General features: G+C 70.4%; 13 protein-coding genes. 11 read left to right on the top strand and 2 right to left on the bottom strand.

The features are described 5' to 3' along the window. Positions 1-5: 5 nt before the first annotated feature. The gene (locus LXM90_RS25275) at positions 6-179 is read right to left on the bottom strand and encodes a hypothetical protein (RefSeq protein WP_020092973.1); all 174 of its coding nucleotides are present in this window, start codon (positions 177-179) and stop codon (positions 6-8) included. Between the two features lie 324 nt (positions 180-503). Here LXM90_RS25275 and LXM90_RS25270 point away from each other — a divergent pair, with 324 nt between their 5' ends. The 6 genes from LXM90_RS25270 (at position 504) to dxr (ending at position 6,593) form a co-directional block, all read left to right on the top strand. Continuing rightward, complete coding sequence (locus tag LXM90_RS25270) at positions 504-1,571, top strand: 30S ribosomal protein S2 (protein ID WP_020092974.1); 1,068 nt, start codon at positions 504-506, stop codon at positions 1,569-1,571. Between the two features lie 118 nt (positions 1,572-1,689). Further along, positions 1,690-2,616: a translation elongation factor Ts gene (gene tsf / locus LXM90_RS25265; RefSeq protein WP_042676079.1), complete on the top strand. Its 927-nt coding sequence runs from the start codon at positions 1,690-1,692 to the stop codon at positions 2,614-2,616. Positions 2,617-3,118: 502 nt separating this feature from the next. Continuing rightward, positions 3,119-3,841 (top strand): UMP kinase, encoded by a 723-nt coding sequence (gene pyrH, locus LXM90_RS25260; protein WP_026604897.1) that lies wholly within the window; start codon positions 3,119-3,121, stop codon positions 3,839-3,841. Between the two features lie 113 nt (positions 3,842-3,954). Further along, a complete protein-coding gene (gene frr / locus LXM90_RS25255; protein ID WP_020092978.1) occupies positions 3,955-4,518 on the top strand; it encodes a ribosome recycling factor in 564 nt (187 codons plus the stop codon). Positions 4,519-4,537: 19 nt separating this feature from the next. Then, positions 4,538-5,395: a phosphatidate cytidylyltransferase gene (locus LXM90_RS25250; protein ID WP_020092979.1), complete on the top strand. Its 858-nt coding sequence runs from the start codon at positions 4,538-4,540 to the stop codon at positions 5,393-5,395. Positions 5,396-5,414: 19 nt separating this feature from the next. Beyond that, entirely contained in the window at positions 5,415-6,593 is a 1,179-nt protein-coding gene (gene dxr, locus LXM90_RS25245; protein ID WP_020092980.1) for a 1-deoxy-D-xylulose-5-phosphate reductoisomerase, read from the top strand. A gap of 113 nt (positions 6,594-6,706) precedes the next feature. Here dxr and LXM90_RS25240 read toward each other — a convergent pair whose 3' ends face one another. Then, positions 6,707-7,345, bottom strand: coding sequence for a TetR/AcrR family transcriptional regulator (locus LXM90_RS25240; protein WP_026604898.1), 639 nt, complete (start codon positions 7,343-7,345; stop codon positions 6,707-6,709). A gap of 137 nt (positions 7,346-7,482) precedes the next feature. Between LXM90_RS25240 and LXM90_RS25235 the strand changes: the two genes are divergently transcribed. From LXM90_RS25235 to lpxD, 5 genes are all read left to right on the top strand, one after another. Then, entirely contained in the window at positions 7,483-8,745 is a 1,263-nt protein-coding gene (locus tag LXM90_RS25235) for an HlyD family secretion protein (RefSeq protein ID WP_020092982.1), read from the top strand. Positions 8,746-8,753: 8 nt separating this feature from the next. Then, complete coding sequence (locus tag LXM90_RS25230; protein WP_020092983.1) at positions 8,754-10,340, top strand: DHA2 family efflux MFS transporter permease subunit; 1,587 nt, start codon at positions 8,754-8,756, stop codon at positions 10,338-10,340. A 180-nt stretch (positions 10,341-10,520) separates the two neighbouring features. Further along, positions 10,521-11,675, top strand: a complete 1,155-nt coding sequence (locus LXM90_RS25225) for a M50 family metallopeptidase (RefSeq protein WP_020092984.1) — start codon at positions 10,521-10,523, stop codon at positions 11,673-11,675. A 422-nt stretch (positions 11,676-12,097) separates the two neighbouring features. Then, positions 12,098-14,668 carry an outer membrane protein assembly factor BamA gene (bamA, locus tag LXM90_RS25220; RefSeq protein ID WP_026604899.1) on the top strand — a complete coding sequence of 857 codons (2,571 nt, stop codon included), beginning with the start codon at positions 12,098-12,100 and terminating at the stop codon, positions 14,666-14,668. 50 nt (positions 14,669-14,718) lie between these two features. After that, positions 14,719-15,777 carry a UDP-3-O-(3-hydroxymyristoyl)glucosamine N-acyltransferase gene (gene lpxD, locus LXM90_RS25215; protein WP_020092986.1) on the top strand — a complete coding sequence of 353 codons (1,059 nt, stop codon included), beginning with the start codon at positions 14,719-14,721 and terminating at the stop codon, positions 15,775-15,777. The last annotated feature ends 2 nt before the right edge of the window (positions 15,778-15,779 follow it).

Below are 15,779 nucleotides of genomic sequence, written 5' to 3'. Positions count from 1 at the left end.
GCCTGTCAGTGCGGCGCCCGGGCGAGGGCGACGACCGCGCCGATCACAGCGAGTGTCTGGAGGCCGATCAGGCCCGCCACCCAGCGCACGATTTCGGACCGCGTATCCGCCAGCTCGGCGCGCAGATCCGCCTTCGTGACGAGATCGCCCTGCAACGCTTCCGCCATGGCATCGGCCATGGCCCTCCGCCTGTTCCGGGGAGAGCTTGGCCTTCTCCCGGAGGACCCGGGCGAATTTCAGGGTGTCGAAGGCGACCGCCGCCATGGTCCGAACTCTCGCGAGGCGAGCCCGCGTGTTGCAAGCGGTCTGAACGCAGGCTGTGATTGAGGGCTGGCCCGCGCCGCCCCGGCGCTTCTTGCCTTCGGACCCGCCCTCTGCTAAGCGCCCGCCCATCCCACACGCGGAGCCGGCCTCATGCCTGAATGAGGCGTTTCCGGTGGTCGTCCGAACTCTCGGCCGACCGCATCCCTCCGCGGCGGATATAACCGGAGAGCACAAGAGCCATGGCCGTCGATTTCTCTATGCGTCAGCTCCTCGAGGCGGGCGCCCATTTCGGTCACCAGTCCCACCGCTGGAACCCGAAGATGCAGCCGTACATCTTCGGCACCCGCAACAACATCCACATCATCGACCTCGCCCAGACCGTGCCGGCGCTGCACCAGGCGCTCCAGGCGGTGAGCGACACCGTCGCCAAGGGCGGCCGTGTGCTGTTCGTCGGCACCAAGCGCCAGGCGGCCGACACGATCGCCGAGGCGGCCAAGCGCTCGGCCCAGTACTACGTCAACTCCCGCTGGCTGGGCGGCATGCTCACCAACTGGAAGACCATCTCGGGCTCGATCTCGCGCCTGCGCAAGGTCACCGAGACGCTGGAGACCGGCGGCCCGGGCCTGACCAAGAAGGAGCGCCTGATGCTCTCCCGTGAGAAGGAGAAGCTCGAGAAGGCGCTCGGCGGCATCAAGGACATGGGCGGCGTGCCGGACCTGCTGTTCGTGATCGACACCAACAAGGAGCAGCTGGCGATCAAGGAGGCGAACCGCCTCGGCATCCCGGTCGCCGCCATCGTCGACACCAACTGCAACCCGGACGGCATCAGCTACATCGTCCCGGCCAACGACGACGCCGGCCGCGCGATCGCGCTGTACTGCGACCTGATCGCCAAGGCCGCCATCGACGGCATCTCGCGCGCCCAGGGCTCGTCGGGCATGGATATCGGCGCCTCCGAGGAGCCGATGGCCGAGGAACTGCCGGCGAACGACGACGCGGCCGTCACGGTCGAGTCCGACGCCCTCGACCCGGCCGACGTGGCGATGCTCGCCGAGTCGACCGAGCACTTCGAGCTGCTCGCTGCCCCGCGCGGCGCGCCGGACGACCTGACCAAGCTCAACGGCGCCGGCCCGCAGATCGTGCAGAAGCTCAACGACGCCGGCATCTACCACTACTGGCAGCTCGCCGCGATGACCCCCGAGGACGTCGCCAAGGTCGATGCCGACCTGAAGCTCAACGGCCGCATCGACCGCGATTCGTGGGTCTCGCAGGCCCGCGGCTTCGTCGAGGCCGCCGCCGCGGCCTGATCCAACGGGGCTTCGCGGCGGCACCGTCATCGGGCCGTCGCGGATCCAGGCATACCGGGCCCGGCCGCTCACCCGCGCGCCGGGCCTCTCGCATCCAGACCACACGAAAGGGACCGCCATGGCCAACATCACCGCCGCGATGGTGAAGGAGCTCCGGGAGAAGACCGGCGCCGGCATGATGGACTGCAAGGGCGCGCTCAACGAGACGCAGGGCGACATCGAGGCCGCCGTCGACTGGCTGCGCAAGAAGGGTCTCGCCAAGGCCGCCAAGAAGGCCGGCCGCGTCGCCGCCGAGGGCCTCGTCGCCGTCGAGTCCGCCGGCCGCCACGCCGCCGTGGTCGAGGTGAACTCCGAGACCGACTTCGTCGCCCGCAACGACGCCTTCCAGGCCTTCGCCCGCGAGGCCGCCAAGATCGCGCTCAACACCGACGGCACGCTCGAGGGCCTCCAGGCCGCCCATTTCCCGGGCGCCACCGAGACCGTCTCGGAGAAGCTGCAGGCCCTGATCGCCACGATCGGCGAGAACATGAACCTGCGCCGGGTCACCAAGCTCGAGGTCAAGAAGGGCGTCATCGCCTCCTACGTGCACAACCAGATCTCCGAGGGCCTCGGCAAGATCGGCGTGCTCGTGGCGCTCGAGTCCGAGGGCGACGTCGACGCGCTCTCGGCGCTGGGTCGCCAGATCGCCATGCACATCGCGGCGACCAACCCGGTGGCGCTGGACGCCTCGGGCGTCGACGCCGCCACGGTGGAGCGCGAGTCGAACATCCTGCGCGAGAAGAACGCCGGCAAGCCGGACCACGTGATGGCCAAGATCGTCGAGAGCGGCCTGAAGAGCTACTACAAGGAGGTCACCCTCCTGGAGCAGCCCTTCGTGCACGACGGCTCCAAGACCGTGAGCCAGGTCCTCAAGGAGGCCGGCTCCAAGGTCGGCGGCCCCGTGACCCTGACGGGCTTCGTCCGCTACGCGCTGGGCGACGGCATCGAGAAGGAAGAGGGTCCGGACTTCGCCACCGAGGTCGCCCAGCAGGCCGGCCGCGCCTGACACCGACCGCGAACGCCCGGTTTGCCGGGCCGTCATCGTGAGATCAGCCCCGTCCGGCACGCGCCGGGCGGGGCTTCGCGTTTCCGGAGGCGCCCGATCGATCCGCGCGGGGTCGTGTTGCGCCGCACACCCCGCCGTGCGGCGCCGCGCTAAGGTCCGGGCATGCCTCTGAAGCCCTTCTCCTACCTCATGATCGGCGTGTTCGCCTCCGGCCTCGCCATGACCGTCTTCGGCGCCGTCGGCGTCCTGGCTGGCAGTTGAGAACGGGCGCCGGCGCGGCGGATCGCCGTCACGCCGGCACCGCATCGACCGGGATCCCGCCGTTCCGGACCCGGACCGCGAAGGCGGCGCAGACATCCTCCACGGCCGCGCGCCGTTCGCGCGGCGCAGGCCTTGTACCCACGATCCCCGCCGGATCCGGGCCGGGCCCCTCGACGGCGCTCGGGCGGTTGACGTAGAAGCCTCCCCGCTCACGCGATGCGGGATGGAGCCGGGGGCCCAGATGCCGGAGACGACGCCGTTTCGCCGTATCCTCGTGAAGCTGTCGGGGGAGGCGCTCGCCGCTCCCGACGGCTACTGGTTGCATCCGCCGACGCTGGCGGCGCTCGCCGAGGACATCGCCCGCACGATCGAGTCGGGCGCCGAGATCGCCATCGTGGTGGGCGGCGGCAACATGATCCGCGGGGCGCGGATCTCCGCGGCCGGCTGGATCGACCGGGCGACCGGGGATTCGCTCGGCATGATGGCCACGGTGATGAACTCGCTGGCGATCGAGACGGCGCTCAACGCCGCGGGCGTGCAGGCGCGGACCATGTCGGCGGTTTCGATGCCGACCATCTGCGAGACCTATGCCCGCCAGCCGGCCCTGCACCACCTGGACAAGGGCCAGGTCGTCGTCCTCGCCGGCGGCACCGGCAACCCGTTCTTCACCACCGACACCGCCGCGGTGCTGCGCGCCGCCGAGCTGCGCTGCGACGCGGTCCTCAAGGCGACGCAGGTGGACGGCGTCTACTCGGCGGATCCGAAGAAGGATCCGAGCGCCACGCGCTACGACCGCATCACCCACGACGAGGCGATCGCCCGCGACCTGAAGGTGATGGACACCGCCGCCTTCGCGCTGGCCCGGGAGAGCCGCCTGTCGATCGTGGTCGGCTCGCTCCACCCGCCGAGCTCGATCGCCGCGATCCTGTCGGGCGACGCGCCCTCGACCCTCGTGGCGCCCTGACGCGCGGCACGACCGGGCCGCGACCGTTTGCGGCCCTGAAAAAATTCGTCCATTGAGGCCGCGACTGCCCGCGCCGGGCTCAAGACCACGTCAGACGTCTCGGGACGACCCTCATGGCCACACCGGAATTCGATCTCAACGACATCAAGCGCCGCATGCAGGGCGCTGTGTCCTCGCTCTCGAAGGATCTCGGCTCGCTGCGCACCGGGCGCGCCACGCCGTCGCTCCTCGACCCGATCCAGGTCGACGCCTACGGCTCGATGATGCCGATGGCCCAGGTCGCCACCGTCAGCGTGCCGGAGCCGCGGCTCCTGTCGATCTCGGTCTGGGACCGCAGCATGGTCACGGCCGTCGAGAAGGCGATCCGCGAATCCGACCTCGGCCTCAACCCGCAGACCGAGGGGCAGACCATCCGGCTCCGCATCCCCGAGATGAACGAGCAGCGCCGCAAGGAGATGGTCAAGGTCGCCCACAAGTACACCGAGGAGGCCCGCGTCGCCGTGCGCCACGTGCGCCGGGACGGCCTCGACCATCTCAAGAAGCTCCTGAAGGACAGCGCCATCTCGGAGGATGACGAGAAGCGTCAGGCCACCGACGTGCAGAAGGCGACCGACCAGTACATCGCCGAGATCGACGGCGTGCTGGCGTCCAAGGAGAAGGAGATCATGCAGGTCTGAGGCGAAGGGCAGGACGCGCGTGACCTCCGCCGCCGCACCGGCCGCGCGTCCCTCGGGACGGCGCGAGCTGTGGCTGCGCGTTGCCTCGGGCCTCGTGCTCGGCGCCGGCGTGCTGGCCGCTCTGGTCTATGGCGGCTGGCCCTTCGCGGGGATCTGGCTCGCCGCCGGCATCGTCGGCTTCGCCGAGTGGATGGTGATGAGCCGCACCGAGCCCCGCGAGGTGCTGATCGCGCTGGGCGCGGCGACGCTCGGCGCCCTGCTGCTCTGCCAGCGCGGCGGCGCCCCGACGCCGGCCTGCCTCGCGGTCCTGCTGCTCGGCGCCGCGGCCTGCGCCACGGTGGCGCGGACCGGACGGGGCCGGCTCCGCGCCTTCCTCGGCGTGCTCGGCGCGGCGGCGATCGCGGCGGTGCCGGTGGCCCTGCGCGACGACCCCGCCATCGGCCTGGTCGGGCCGGCCTGGATGTTCGCGGTGGTCTGGTCCACCGACATCGCGGCCTACTTCGCCGGCCGGAAGATCGGCGGCCCCAAGCTGATGCCCCGGGTCTCGCCCAACAAGACGTGGTCGGGCGCACTCGGCGGCCTCGTCGGCGCGGTCGCCGCCGGGACGCTGGTCCCGGTGGTCGCCGACCTCGCCGGGATGACCCTGCCCAGCGCCGCCTCTCTCCCGGTCGTGGCGGGCGTGAGCGCGCTCGCCTCGGTGCTGAGTCAGGCCGGCGACCTGATCGAATCCGGACTGAAGCGCCATTACGGCGTCAAGGATTCGGGCAAGATCATCCCCGGCCATGGCGGCGTCATGGACCGGCTCGACGGATTCTTCGCGGTCGCCGTGCTGGCGGCCGTCTATCTCGCCCTGCGCGGCGGCGGTCTGATCACGTGACGATGAGGGAGTTGAACCCGTGACCCAGGTCGTCACCGTCTTCGGCGCCACCGGCTCGATCGGCCGCTCCACCGCCGACCTCCTGGCGCAGCACGCCGACCGGTTCCGCGTCGGCGCCCTGGTCGGCGGCAAGGATCCCGTCGCCCTGGCCAAGGTCGCCCGCGAGCTCAACGCCTCCTTCGCGGCGCTCGCCGACGAGGCCGCCGGCCCGGCGCTCGCCGAGGCCCTGTCGGGCTCCGGCATCCCGAGCGGGGCGGGGGAGGCGGCCGTCATGGAGGCCGCCGCCCGCGACGCCGACATCGTCGTCGCCGCCGTGAGCGGGGCGGCCGGGCTGAAATCGACCCACGCCGCCCTCCGGCTCGGCCGCAAGGTCGCGCTCGCCAACAAGGAGAGCCTGGTCTGCGCCGGCGACGCCTTCATGCGCGACGCCGCCCGCTACGGCGCCACGATCCTGCCGATGGATTCCGAGCACGACGCGCTGAGCCAGGCGCTGGCCGGCCGGCCGCTCGCCGACGTCCGCACCATGATGATCACGGCCTCGGGCGGCCCGTTCCGGACTTGGACCCGCGAGCGGATCGCCGCCGCCTCCGCGGCCGAGGCCGCCGCCCATCCGACCTGGTCGATGGGCATGAAGATCAACATCGATTCGGCCAGCCTGATGAACAAGGGGCTCGAGCTGATCGAGGCGCACCACCTGTTCGGCATCGAGCCCGAGCGCCTCGACGTGGTCGTGCACCCGCAATCGGTGATCCACGGCCTGGTCTACTGGCTCGACGGGGCGGTGACCGCCGAGCTGGCGCTGCCCGACATGCGCGTGCCGATCTCGCACTGCCTCGGCCTCGGCGACCGGCTGACGATCGAGCGCGGCCGGCCCCTCGACCTCGTGAAGCTCGGCTCGCTGACCTTCGAGGCCGCGGACGAGGCGCGTTTCCCGTGCCTGCGGATCGCCCGCGCGGCCCTGGCCGCCGGAGGCGCGGCGCCCACCGTGATGAACGCCGCCAACGAGATCGCGGTGGCGGCCTTCATCGCCGGCCGGATCGGCTTCTACGGGATCAGCGATCTGGTCGAGCGCGCCTGCACCCACTTCGCCGGCCAGTACCGGGCCGCACCCGCCGACGTCGACGAGGCGCTCGCCATCGACGCCCACGTGCGGATCTGGAGCGCCGAGGCCCTGCCGGAGCTGCGCGCCGCCGGCTGAGCCGTCATTGCGAGCGTAGCGAAGCAACCCAGGGCGGCGCAACATTCTGCGAGCGTGGCGCCGCTGGGTTGCTTCGCTGCGCTCGCAGAGACGTTTCCCGCCTGAGCCGCGCCTCAGCGCGCGGGGCCGTACCCGGCCAGGAACACCCGCACCGCCTCGTCGACCTGATGGCGCATCTCGGCCTCGCCGGCGATGCCGCCCGCCGCGAACAGCAGGCGGGTCAGCAGACCCGCCTGGCAGAGATGCAGGAAGTGCCGGGCCGCGAGCTCGGTGTCGGCGATCGTCAGGCGTCCCGCCTGGACCTGCGCGTCGAGGTAGCGCGAGAGGCGCTCGACGCCGCAGGCCGGACCGGCCTGGTAGTAGACTTGCCCGAAGCGCGGAAACTTCTCGCTCGCGCCGATGACCATGCGGACCAGCGAGACGTGCGCCGGCCGGCACATCTCGGTCAGGAAGCTGCTTCCGAGCCGGGTCAGGACGCCCGGCACGTCGGGATCGTCCGCGTCCAGGGTGAACAGGGCCTCGGCGAGGCTGGCCTTCTCCTGGATGGTCAGCGCCTCGAACAGGTCTTCCTTGTTCTCGAAGTAGACGTAGAGCGTGCCCTTCGAGACCCCGGCCGCCCGTGCGATTTCGCCCATGCTGGCGCCGTCGAACCCCGCCGCCAGGAACACCGTCCGCGCGCCCTCGAGGATCTGCTGCCGCTTGTCGCCCTCGTGCTGGGCCTGACCCCGCTCCAACGCCGCACCCTGAGCCATGATCCCGCTCCGCACCGTGACACCGTCACGCTTGACCGAACCGTTCGGTCAAAATAACCTGCGGCTTCTTCGGGGGCGCGTCAAGCCGTGCCTCGTTATTGACCGAACGGTTCGGTCATTGATGTCGAGGCGCTGATATGTCCCTCCGCGAGGACGCCGATCGGCCGAATTCCGGTCTCGATGCCGCTATTGAGGCCCGAATCGAGGCCGGGGACGAGGCGCGCGCCGAGCGCACGGCGCCGGCCGCGCCGGCCCCCGCCGCGGCGTCCCTGCCGACACCCGTGCCGGTCGAGGCGCCGCCCGCCCGCAAGCGCTCCGTGAAGCGGCTCGTCCTGCTCGGACTGCTGACGGCCTCCCTGGGCGGCGGCGCGTATCAGGGATGGCAGTGGTGGACCGTCGGGCGGTTCTTCGTCTCGACCGACGACGCCTACGTCCAGGCCGACATCTCGGTCCTGGCGGCCAAGATCCCGGGCTATCTCCAGTCGGTCCCGGTCGTGAACGGCCTCGCGGTGAAGAAGGGCGACGTCATCGCCAAGCTCGACGACGGCGACTACCGCCTCGCGCTGCAGGCGGCGCAGGACAAGCTCGCCACCCAGGAGAGCACGATCGCGCGGATCGGCCGGCAGGCCGAGGCGGCGCAGGCCCAGGTCGCCCAGGCCGCCGCGCAGCTCGACGCGACCCGCGCCGACGCCGTCCGCGCCCAGGCCGACTTCGCCCGGTCGACGCAGATGCAGGCGGATTACGTCGCCAAGTCGCGCATCGACCAGACCCGCGCCGACCGCGACCGCACCGAGGCCTCCGTGAAGGCCATGGAGGCCGGCCTCCTCGCGGCCCGCGCCAACGTGGACGTGCTCCAGGCGCAGAAGCGCGAGGCGGAGAGCCTCGCGGCGGAGCTCCGCACCGCCGTCGACCGGGCCCGGCGCGACCTCGACTTCACGGCGATCCGCGCGCCCTTCGACGGGGTGGTCGGCAACAAGGCCGTCGAGGCCGGCGCCTATGTCGGGCCCGGCACGCGGATCGCCGCCCTGGTCCCGCTCCAGAGCGTCCGGATCGACGCGAACTTCAAGGAGACCCAGGTCGAGCGCATGCGTCCCGGCCAGCCGGTGACCGTGACGGTCGACGCCTATCCGGACCGCGAGATCCACGCCGTGGTGGAATCGTTCTCGCCGGCCTCCGGCTCGGTGTTCAGCCTGCTGCCGCCCGACAACGCCACCGGCAACTTCACCAAGATCGTCCAGCGCCTGCCCGTGCGGGTGCGCGTGCCCGAGGAGGTCGCCCGCGAGGGCCTGCTGCGGCCGGGCCTGTCGGCGGTGGTCCGGGTCGATACCCGCACCGGCGCGGACCGCTCCGTCCTCGACCGCGCCTCCGCGCCGCGGCCGGTCAGCACCGCCAGCCGCTGAGACCGGCGATGGCCGCCAGTGCCGCCCTCGCGCCCGGCGCGCCGATCCGCGCCGCCGAGCCGCCCCTCGACCGCCGCCGCATGGTGGCGTTCGTCTGCATGGTCTTCGGCATGTTCATGGCGATCCTGGACATCCAGATCGTCTCGGCCTCCCTGAACGAGATCCAGGCCGGCCTCTCGGCCTCCGGCGACGAGATCCCCTGGGTCCAGACCAGCTACCTGATCGCCGAGGTCATCTCGATCCCGCTCTCCGGCACCCTGTCGCGGGTGCTCTCGACGCGCTGGATGTTCGCCATCTCGGCGGGCGGCTTCACCCTGATGAGCCTGATGTGCGCCACCTCCTCGTCGATCGGCGAGATGATCGTCTGGCGGGCGCTCCAGGGCTTCATCGGCGGCGGCATGATCCCGACCGTCTTCGCCGCGGCCTTCACGATCTTCCCGCCCTCGAAGCGGACCATCGTCTCGCCGATGATCGGCCTCGTGGCGACGCTGGCGCCGACGATCGGGCCGACGGTGGGCGGCTACCTGACCGACTTGATGTCCTGGCACTGGCTGTTCCTGATCAACGTCGTGCCGGGCATCTTCGTGACGGTCTCGACCTGGATCCTAGTCGATTTCGACGAGCCCAATTACGGCCTGATCCGGTCGTTCGACTGGGCCGGACTCGCCTTCATGGCCGGCTTCCTCGGCTGCCTCGAATACGTGCTGGAGGAGGGGCCCAACCACGACTGGCTGCAGGACGAGGCGGTCTTCGCCTGCGCGGTCGTCTGCGGGACGTCGGCGCTGCTGTTCTTCTGGCGGGTGTTCACGGCGAAGCAGCCGATCGTCGATCTCAGGGCCTTCTCGGACCGGAACTTCGCCAGCGGCTGCGTGGCGAGCTTCGTGCTGGGCATCGGCCTCTACGGGCTGACCTACATCTACCCGGTCTACCTCGCCCGGGTGCGCGGCTACTCGGCGCTGATGATCGGCGAGACGATGTTCGTCTCCGGCCTGTGCATGTTCGCCACCGCGCCGATCGCCGGCCGGCTCTCGGGCAAGGTCGATCCCCGGATCATGATGGGGATCGGCTTCGTCGGCTTCGCCTGCGGCACGTGGATCGTCACCGGGCTCACCAAGGACTGGGACTTCTACGAGCTGCTCGTGCCGCAGATCCTGCGCGGCTGCTCGCTGATGCTGTGCATGATCCCGATCAACAACATCGCGCTGGGCACGCTGCCGCCGGCGCGGATGAAGAACGCGTCGGGGCTGTTCAACCTGACCCGCAACCTCGGCGGCGCGGTCGGGCTCGCGCTGATCAACACGATCCTCAACGACCGCTGGGACCTGCACCTCGCCCGGCTGCACGAGCGCTTCACCTGGGCGAACACGGCCGCGCTGGAGCGGCTCGACGCGATGCAGCGCGGCTTCGACGCCTACGGCAGCGCCGCCTCCGACATGGCGCTGAAGGCGATGACCAACACGGTGCGGATCCAGGGGCTCGTCATGGCCTTCGAGGACGTGTTCCTGTCCCTCACCGTCCTGTTCCTCGCGATGGCCTGCGCGGTCCCCATGATCCGGCGGCCGAATGCCGGCGCGGGCGGGGGCGGCGGCCACTGACGGGCGGTCCCCGACGGGCGGGACCGACCCCGCGCGATCGGCCGGTGCGGAATCGGACGGCGCGTGCGACCTTCCGCGGCCGGGCCGCAGGATTGCGTTGGCGGTCGGCACCGCCGATCTGCTAGACAGGGCGGATGGCCGGCCCGAGAAGCCGGCGCCGAGACGGCCAGGATACGGCTTATGGACTTCCTCAACGCGATGGGCGGAACCGCCGGCGGTTTCTTCGGCGCCGTGATCCCGTTCCTGTTCGTGCTCACCGTCGTGGTGTTCGTACACGAGATGGGCCACTTCCTGGTCGGGCGCTGGTGCGGGGTCGGCGTGCACGCCTTCTCGCTCGGCTTCGGTCCCGAGCTGTTCGGGTTCAACGACCGGCGCGGCACCCGCTGGAAGGTCTGCGCGATCCCGCTCGGCGGCTACGTGAAGTTCCACGGCGACGTGAACGGCGCCAGCATGCCCGATCCCGAAGCGGTCGCCCGGATGAGCCCGCACGAGCGGGCGATCAGCTTCCCGACCCAGCCCGTGTCCAAGCGCGCCGCGATCGTCGCCGCGGGCCCGGTGGCCAACTTCATCCTGGCGATCCTGCTCTTCGCGGGCGCCATCTGGCTCGGCGGCCGCTACGAGCTGCCCGCCCGGGTCTCGTCGGTGGAGCCGAACAGCGTCGCCGCCCAGGCCGGCTTCCAGCCCGGCGACGTGATCACCGCGATCGACGGCGAGAAGATCGGCGACTTCAACGCCATGTACCGCACGGTGACCGGCAGCGCCGGGACGCCGCTGACCTTCACGGTGGAGCGCAACGACCAGCCCATCACCATCCAGGCGACGCCGGCCACCTTCGAGGAGAAGACGCCGTTCGGCCGCCACCGGATCGGCCGGCTCGGCATCCGCTCGCCCGCGGGCTCCGAGGCGCGACTGGTGCAGTACGGGGCGCTCGACTCGCTCAATCTCGGCGTGAAGGAGACCTACTTCGTCGTCGAGCGCACCTTCTCGTATCTCGGCAAGCTCGTGACCGGGCGGGAATCCGCCGACCAGCTCTCGGGTCCGATCGGCATCGCCCGCGTCTCCGGCGAGGTCGCCAAGACCGGCGGCGTCGGCGGCCTGGTCGGGCTGATCGCCCTGCTCTCCGTCTCGATCGGCTTGCTCAACCTGTTCCCGGTGCCACTGCTCGATGGCGGCCACCTGCTGTTCTACGCCTTCGAGGTGGTGCGCGGCCGCCCGCTGAGCGAGCGGGCCCAGGAGATCGGCTTCCGCATCGGCCTCGCCCTCGTGCTGATGCTGATGCTGTTCGCCGCCTGGAACGACATCCTCAACCTCGGCGCCTCCTGGCGGAACACCTGATCCGGGGCCGGCGGGGATCCGAGGATCGCCGCCGGATCTCCACCGGAAACACTGCCCCAATCCCGCCGCGATCTCGCCCGGACACCGCCCGGATGACGCCCCGCCGAAGCGTCGAAACGGGGTTAACGGGACGTTCACGCGACCGTGAGCGGCGCGAAAAAGGGCCGGTCGCTCAGGCGTTTACGGCGCGTTCACCATGATCCGCGGTTTGCCCGTAAGCTGACCGCACCGTTAAGTGGCGCGAAGGCCACGACCCCCCAAAATCCCCTGACGATGGCCTCCCGCGCGTTTGCTTGGCAGGGGAATCCCGCTAAGAGCTACGCTTGGACCGAAGCCACGCTTGGACCAGGTGACGGGACGGCCGATCAACGGTCGCCCGTGACGGGCTAACCCCCGCGACCAGAACAGAAACGGGCGATTGCATGATGTCGTTGACGGGGAAGCCCCGACGTAAGTCGGTGCGGAAAACCATCGTCCTAGTCACTGCCGGTCTGGGTGTCGTCCTGAGCGGGGCTGCCCAGGCGCAGCAGATCGTCGTCCAGGGCAACCAGCGCGTCGATGCCGACACGATCCGGTCCTACGTGACCGGGACGGCGTCCGGCTCCGCCGAGGAGGCCCGCCGCAACCTGCTCGCGAGCGGGATGTTCTCCGACGTGAAGGTCGCCCAGTCGGGTGGCCGCACGGTGGTGACCGTCCGCGAGAACAACCTGATCAACCGCGTGGTCTTCGAGGGCAACAAGAAGATCGAGAAGGCCACCCTGGAAGGGGTGGTCGAGGCCAAGTCGCGCGGGCCCTACAGCGAGGCGATCATCAACGCCGACCTCGCGCGCATCCGCGACGTCTACAAGCGCTTCGGCCGCGGCACCGCCAAGGTGACCTACCGGACCGTCGACCTGCCCAACGGCCGCGTCGACGTGATCTACCAGATCGACGAGGGCGACAAGACCGGTATCCTCTCGATCAACTTCGTCGGCAACAACGCCTACTCGGAGCGGACGCTGAAGGGGCTGATGAGCTCCTCGGAGATGAACTTCCTGTCGTTCATCAAGACCTCCGACGTCTACGATCCCGACCGCATCACCAACGACCTCGACCAAGTCCGCCGCTACTACCTGAAGAACGGCTACGCCGACTTCCAGGTGGTCAGCGCCGACGCGCGCTACGTCGAGGGCGACAAGTCCGGCTACGTCATCACCATCACGGTGAGCGAGGGCGAGCAGTATCGGGTCGGCGCCGTCCAGGTGGATTCCCGCCTGCCGGGCCTCGACACCGCGAAGCTCGACAGCGACATCGCCACCTCCGTGGGCGACGTCTACAACGCCGACGACGTCGAGAAGACGCTCAACAACGTCACCCGCCAGGTCAACCGCGCCGGCTACCCGTTCGCGCAGGTCCGCCCGACCGGCCAGCGCGACCCGGCGAGCCACCAAGTCTCCCTGGGCTTCGTGGTCGAGGACGGCCCGCACGTCTACGTCGAGCGCATCAACATCCGCGGCAACACCCGCACCCGCGACTACGTCATCCGCCGCGAGCTCGATATCGCGGAGGGCGATGCCTACAACCGCGTGCTGACCGACCGCGCCGAGCGGCGCCTGAACGGCCTAGGCTTCTTCAAGAAGGTCCGCTTCTCGAACGAGCCGGGCTCGGCCCCGGACCGGGTGGTCATCAACATCGATGTCGAGGATCAGCCCACGGGCTCGTTCTCGGTGGCGGGCGGCTACTCCACCCAGGACGGCATCATCGGCGAGGTCTCGGTCTCCGAGTCGAACTTCCTCGGTCGTGGCCAGTACGTCCGGCTCGCCGGTACGGGCGGCCAGTATTCGCGCGGCGTCGACTTCTCGTTCACCGAGCCGTACTTCCTCGGCTACCGCCTCGCGGCGGGCTTCGATGCCTTCTACAAGTACTCCGACCTGACCCGGTACTCGCGCTACGAGACCACGGTGTACGGCGGTCAGCTGCGCCTCGGCCTGCCGATCACCGAGGAGTTCGGCATCACGCTGCGCTACTCGCTGTACAACACCGAGCTGAAGGTGCCGAACACCCTCAAGCGGCCGTACAACGACTGCTCGATCCCGATCCCCGGCTACACCGCCACCTACGCGGCGGGCACGATCGACCCGAACACCGGCCGCAACATCGGCGGCCAGTCGATCTACCCGAACTGCGCGTATGACGGCGAGGCCTCGATCGCCATCAAGGGCTCGCAGGGCAACACGCTGACCTCGCTGGCCGGCCTGACGCTCGCCTACTCGACCCTCGACGTGATCGGCGCGCCCCGCAACGGTCTCTACGCCGAGCTGAAGCCCGACGTCGCGGGCCTGGGCGGCGACTCCAAGTTCTTCCGCGTGACCGCCGACGCGCGGTACTACAAGGAGATCTTCGAGGACGTGGTCGGCTTCATCCGCTTCCAGGGCGGCCACATCTCGTCGCTCAACAACGACCCGCTGCGGGTGACCGACCAGTTCTTCCTCGGCCCGTCGCTGGTCCGCGGCTTCGCGCCGAACGGCATCGGTCCGCGCGACGTCGGCATCGCCGACGCCCGCTCGAACGCCATCGGCGGCTCGACCTACGTCGGCGGCACCCTCGAAGTGCAGTTCCCGCTGCCCCTCGTTCCGCGGGATCTGGGCCTGAAAGGCGCGCTCTTCGCCGATGCCGGCACGCTGTTCGGCTATCACGGCCAGCGGAACTTCAACGTGAACGGCGACGCCTTCATCAACGGCATTTCGCCGACGACCGGGAAGTGCAACTTCAACGCCTTCACGATCGGCGTGGAGCCGGAATGCGTGAACGTCCGCGACACGGCGGCGATCCGCTCCTCGATCGGCGCGTCCATCCTGTGGAACTCGCCGCTCGGCCCGATCCGGTTCGACTACGCCTACGCTCTGTCCAAGGACGAGGGTCAGAAGGTGTTCGTCCCGATCCTCGGCAAGTTCGGCCATATCGGCGCGGATCAGGTCCAGGCCTTCCGCTTCTCCGGCGGCTCGCGCTTCTGATAAAAAACACGCGCGCCGGCCGGATTCTCCCGGCCGGCGCGTTGTCGGACATGACAGATCCCGTCTTCTTCACCGCCGCCACCGGCCTCACCCTGGCCGAGATCGCGGCCGCCGCCGGCCTCGGCCTCCCCGAGGGAGCGGATCCGGATCGCCGGTTCAGCGGCGCGGCCTCCCTGGAGAGTGCCGGTCCAGACCACCTCGCCTACATGGACAATGCCCGCTACGGCGACGCCCTCGCGGCGACGCGTGCGGGCGTGTGCCTCATCTCGCCCCGCTTCGCGGCGCGCTGCCCCGCCGGAACCGTCGCCCTCGTCAGCCGCGATCCCTACCGCGCCTACGCGGCCCTGCTCGGCCGCCTGCACCCGGACGCGTTGCGTCCCGGTTCCCAGTTCGCGGTCCGCGGCGTCGCCTCCGGCGCCCACGTCCATCCCGAGGCCCGGCTCGAGGACGGGGTCACGGTCGATCCCGGCGCGGTGATCGGGCCGGGAGCCGAGATCGGCGCCGGCACGGTGATCGGGCCGAACGCCGTCATCGGGCCGGGGGTCCGGATCGGGCGCGACTGCGCGATCGGCGCGGGCACGACCCTCAGCCACGCCCTCCTCGGCAACCGGGTGATCCTGCATCCGGGGGCCCGGCTCGGACAGGACGGGTTCGGCTTCGCCATGGGCGCCACCCACCTCAAGGTGCCGCAAGTCGGGCGGGTCATCGTGCAGGACGACGTCGAGATCGGTGCCAACACCACGGTCGACCGGGGCGCCTCGCGCGACACGGTGATCGGGGAGGGCACCAAGATCGACAACCTCGTGCAGATCGCCCACAACGTCGTGATCGGGCGCCACTGCGTCATCGTGTCGGGGGTCGGCATCTCGGGCTCGACCACGCTGGAGGATTACGTCGTCCTCGGCGGGCAGGTCGGCGTCGTCGGCCACCTGCGCATCGGTCGCGGCGCGCAGATCGCCGGCTCGTCCAACGTCAACCGCGACGTGCCGCCGGGCAGCCGCTGGGGCGGGACGCCCGCCAAGCCGGTGCGGGCTTGGTTCCGCGAGCTGACGACGCTCGCGCGGCTCGCGGAACGCTCGGGCAAGGAGCCCGCCGGAGACGACGCCTGACC

The organism is Methylobacterium oryzae, from assembly GCF_021398735.1.
Lineage (GTDB): Bacteria > Pseudomonadota > Alphaproteobacteria > Rhizobiales > Beijerinckiaceae > Methylobacterium.
This window is presented reverse-complemented; position numbering and strand designations above follow the sequence as displayed.

What these genes read in the sequence shown, in the direction of transcription:
- LXM90_RS25275 (WP_020092973.1), bottom strand. Translation starts at nt 179, where the DNA reads ATGGCCGATGCCATGGCGGAAGCGTTGCAGGGCGATCTCGTCACGAAG.
- LXM90_RS25270 (WP_020092974.1), top strand. Translation starts at nt 504, where the DNA reads ATGGCCGTCGATTTCTCTATGCGTCAGCTCCTCGAGGCGGGCGCCCAT.
- tsf (WP_042676079.1), top strand. Translation starts at nt 1,690, where the DNA reads ATGGCCAACATCACCGCCGCGATGGTGAAGGAGCTCCGGGAGAAGACC.
- pyrH (WP_026604897.1), top strand. Translation starts at nt 3,119, where the DNA reads ATGCCGGAGACGACGCCGTTTCGCCGTATCCTCGTGAAGCTGTCGGGG.
- frr (WP_020092978.1), top strand. Translation starts at nt 3,955, where the DNA reads ATGGCCACACCGGAATTCGATCTCAACGACATCAAGCGCCGCATGCAG.
- LXM90_RS25240 (WP_026604898.1), bottom strand. Translation starts at nt 7,345, where the DNA reads ATGGCTCAGGGTGCGGCGTTGGAGCGGGGTCAGGCCCAGCACGAGGGC.
- LXM90_RS25235 (WP_020092982.1), top strand. Translation starts at nt 7,483, where the DNA reads ATGTCCCTCCGCGAGGACGCCGATCGGCCGAATTCCGGTCTCGATGCC.
- LXM90_RS25230 (WP_020092983.1), top strand. Translation starts at nt 8,754, where the DNA reads ATGGCCGCCAGTGCCGCCCTCGCGCCCGGCGCGCCGATCCGCGCCGCC.
- LXM90_RS25225 (WP_020092984.1), top strand. Translation starts at nt 10,521, where the DNA reads ATGGACTTCCTCAACGCGATGGGCGGAACCGCCGGCGGTTTCTTCGGC.
- bamA (WP_026604899.1), top strand. Translation starts at nt 12,098, where the DNA reads ATGATGTCGTTGACGGGGAAGCCCCGACGTAAGTCGGTGCGGAAAACC.
- lpxD (WP_020092986.1), top strand. Translation starts at nt 14,719, where the DNA reads ATGACAGATCCCGTCTTCTTCACCGCCGCCACCGGCCTCACCCTGGCC.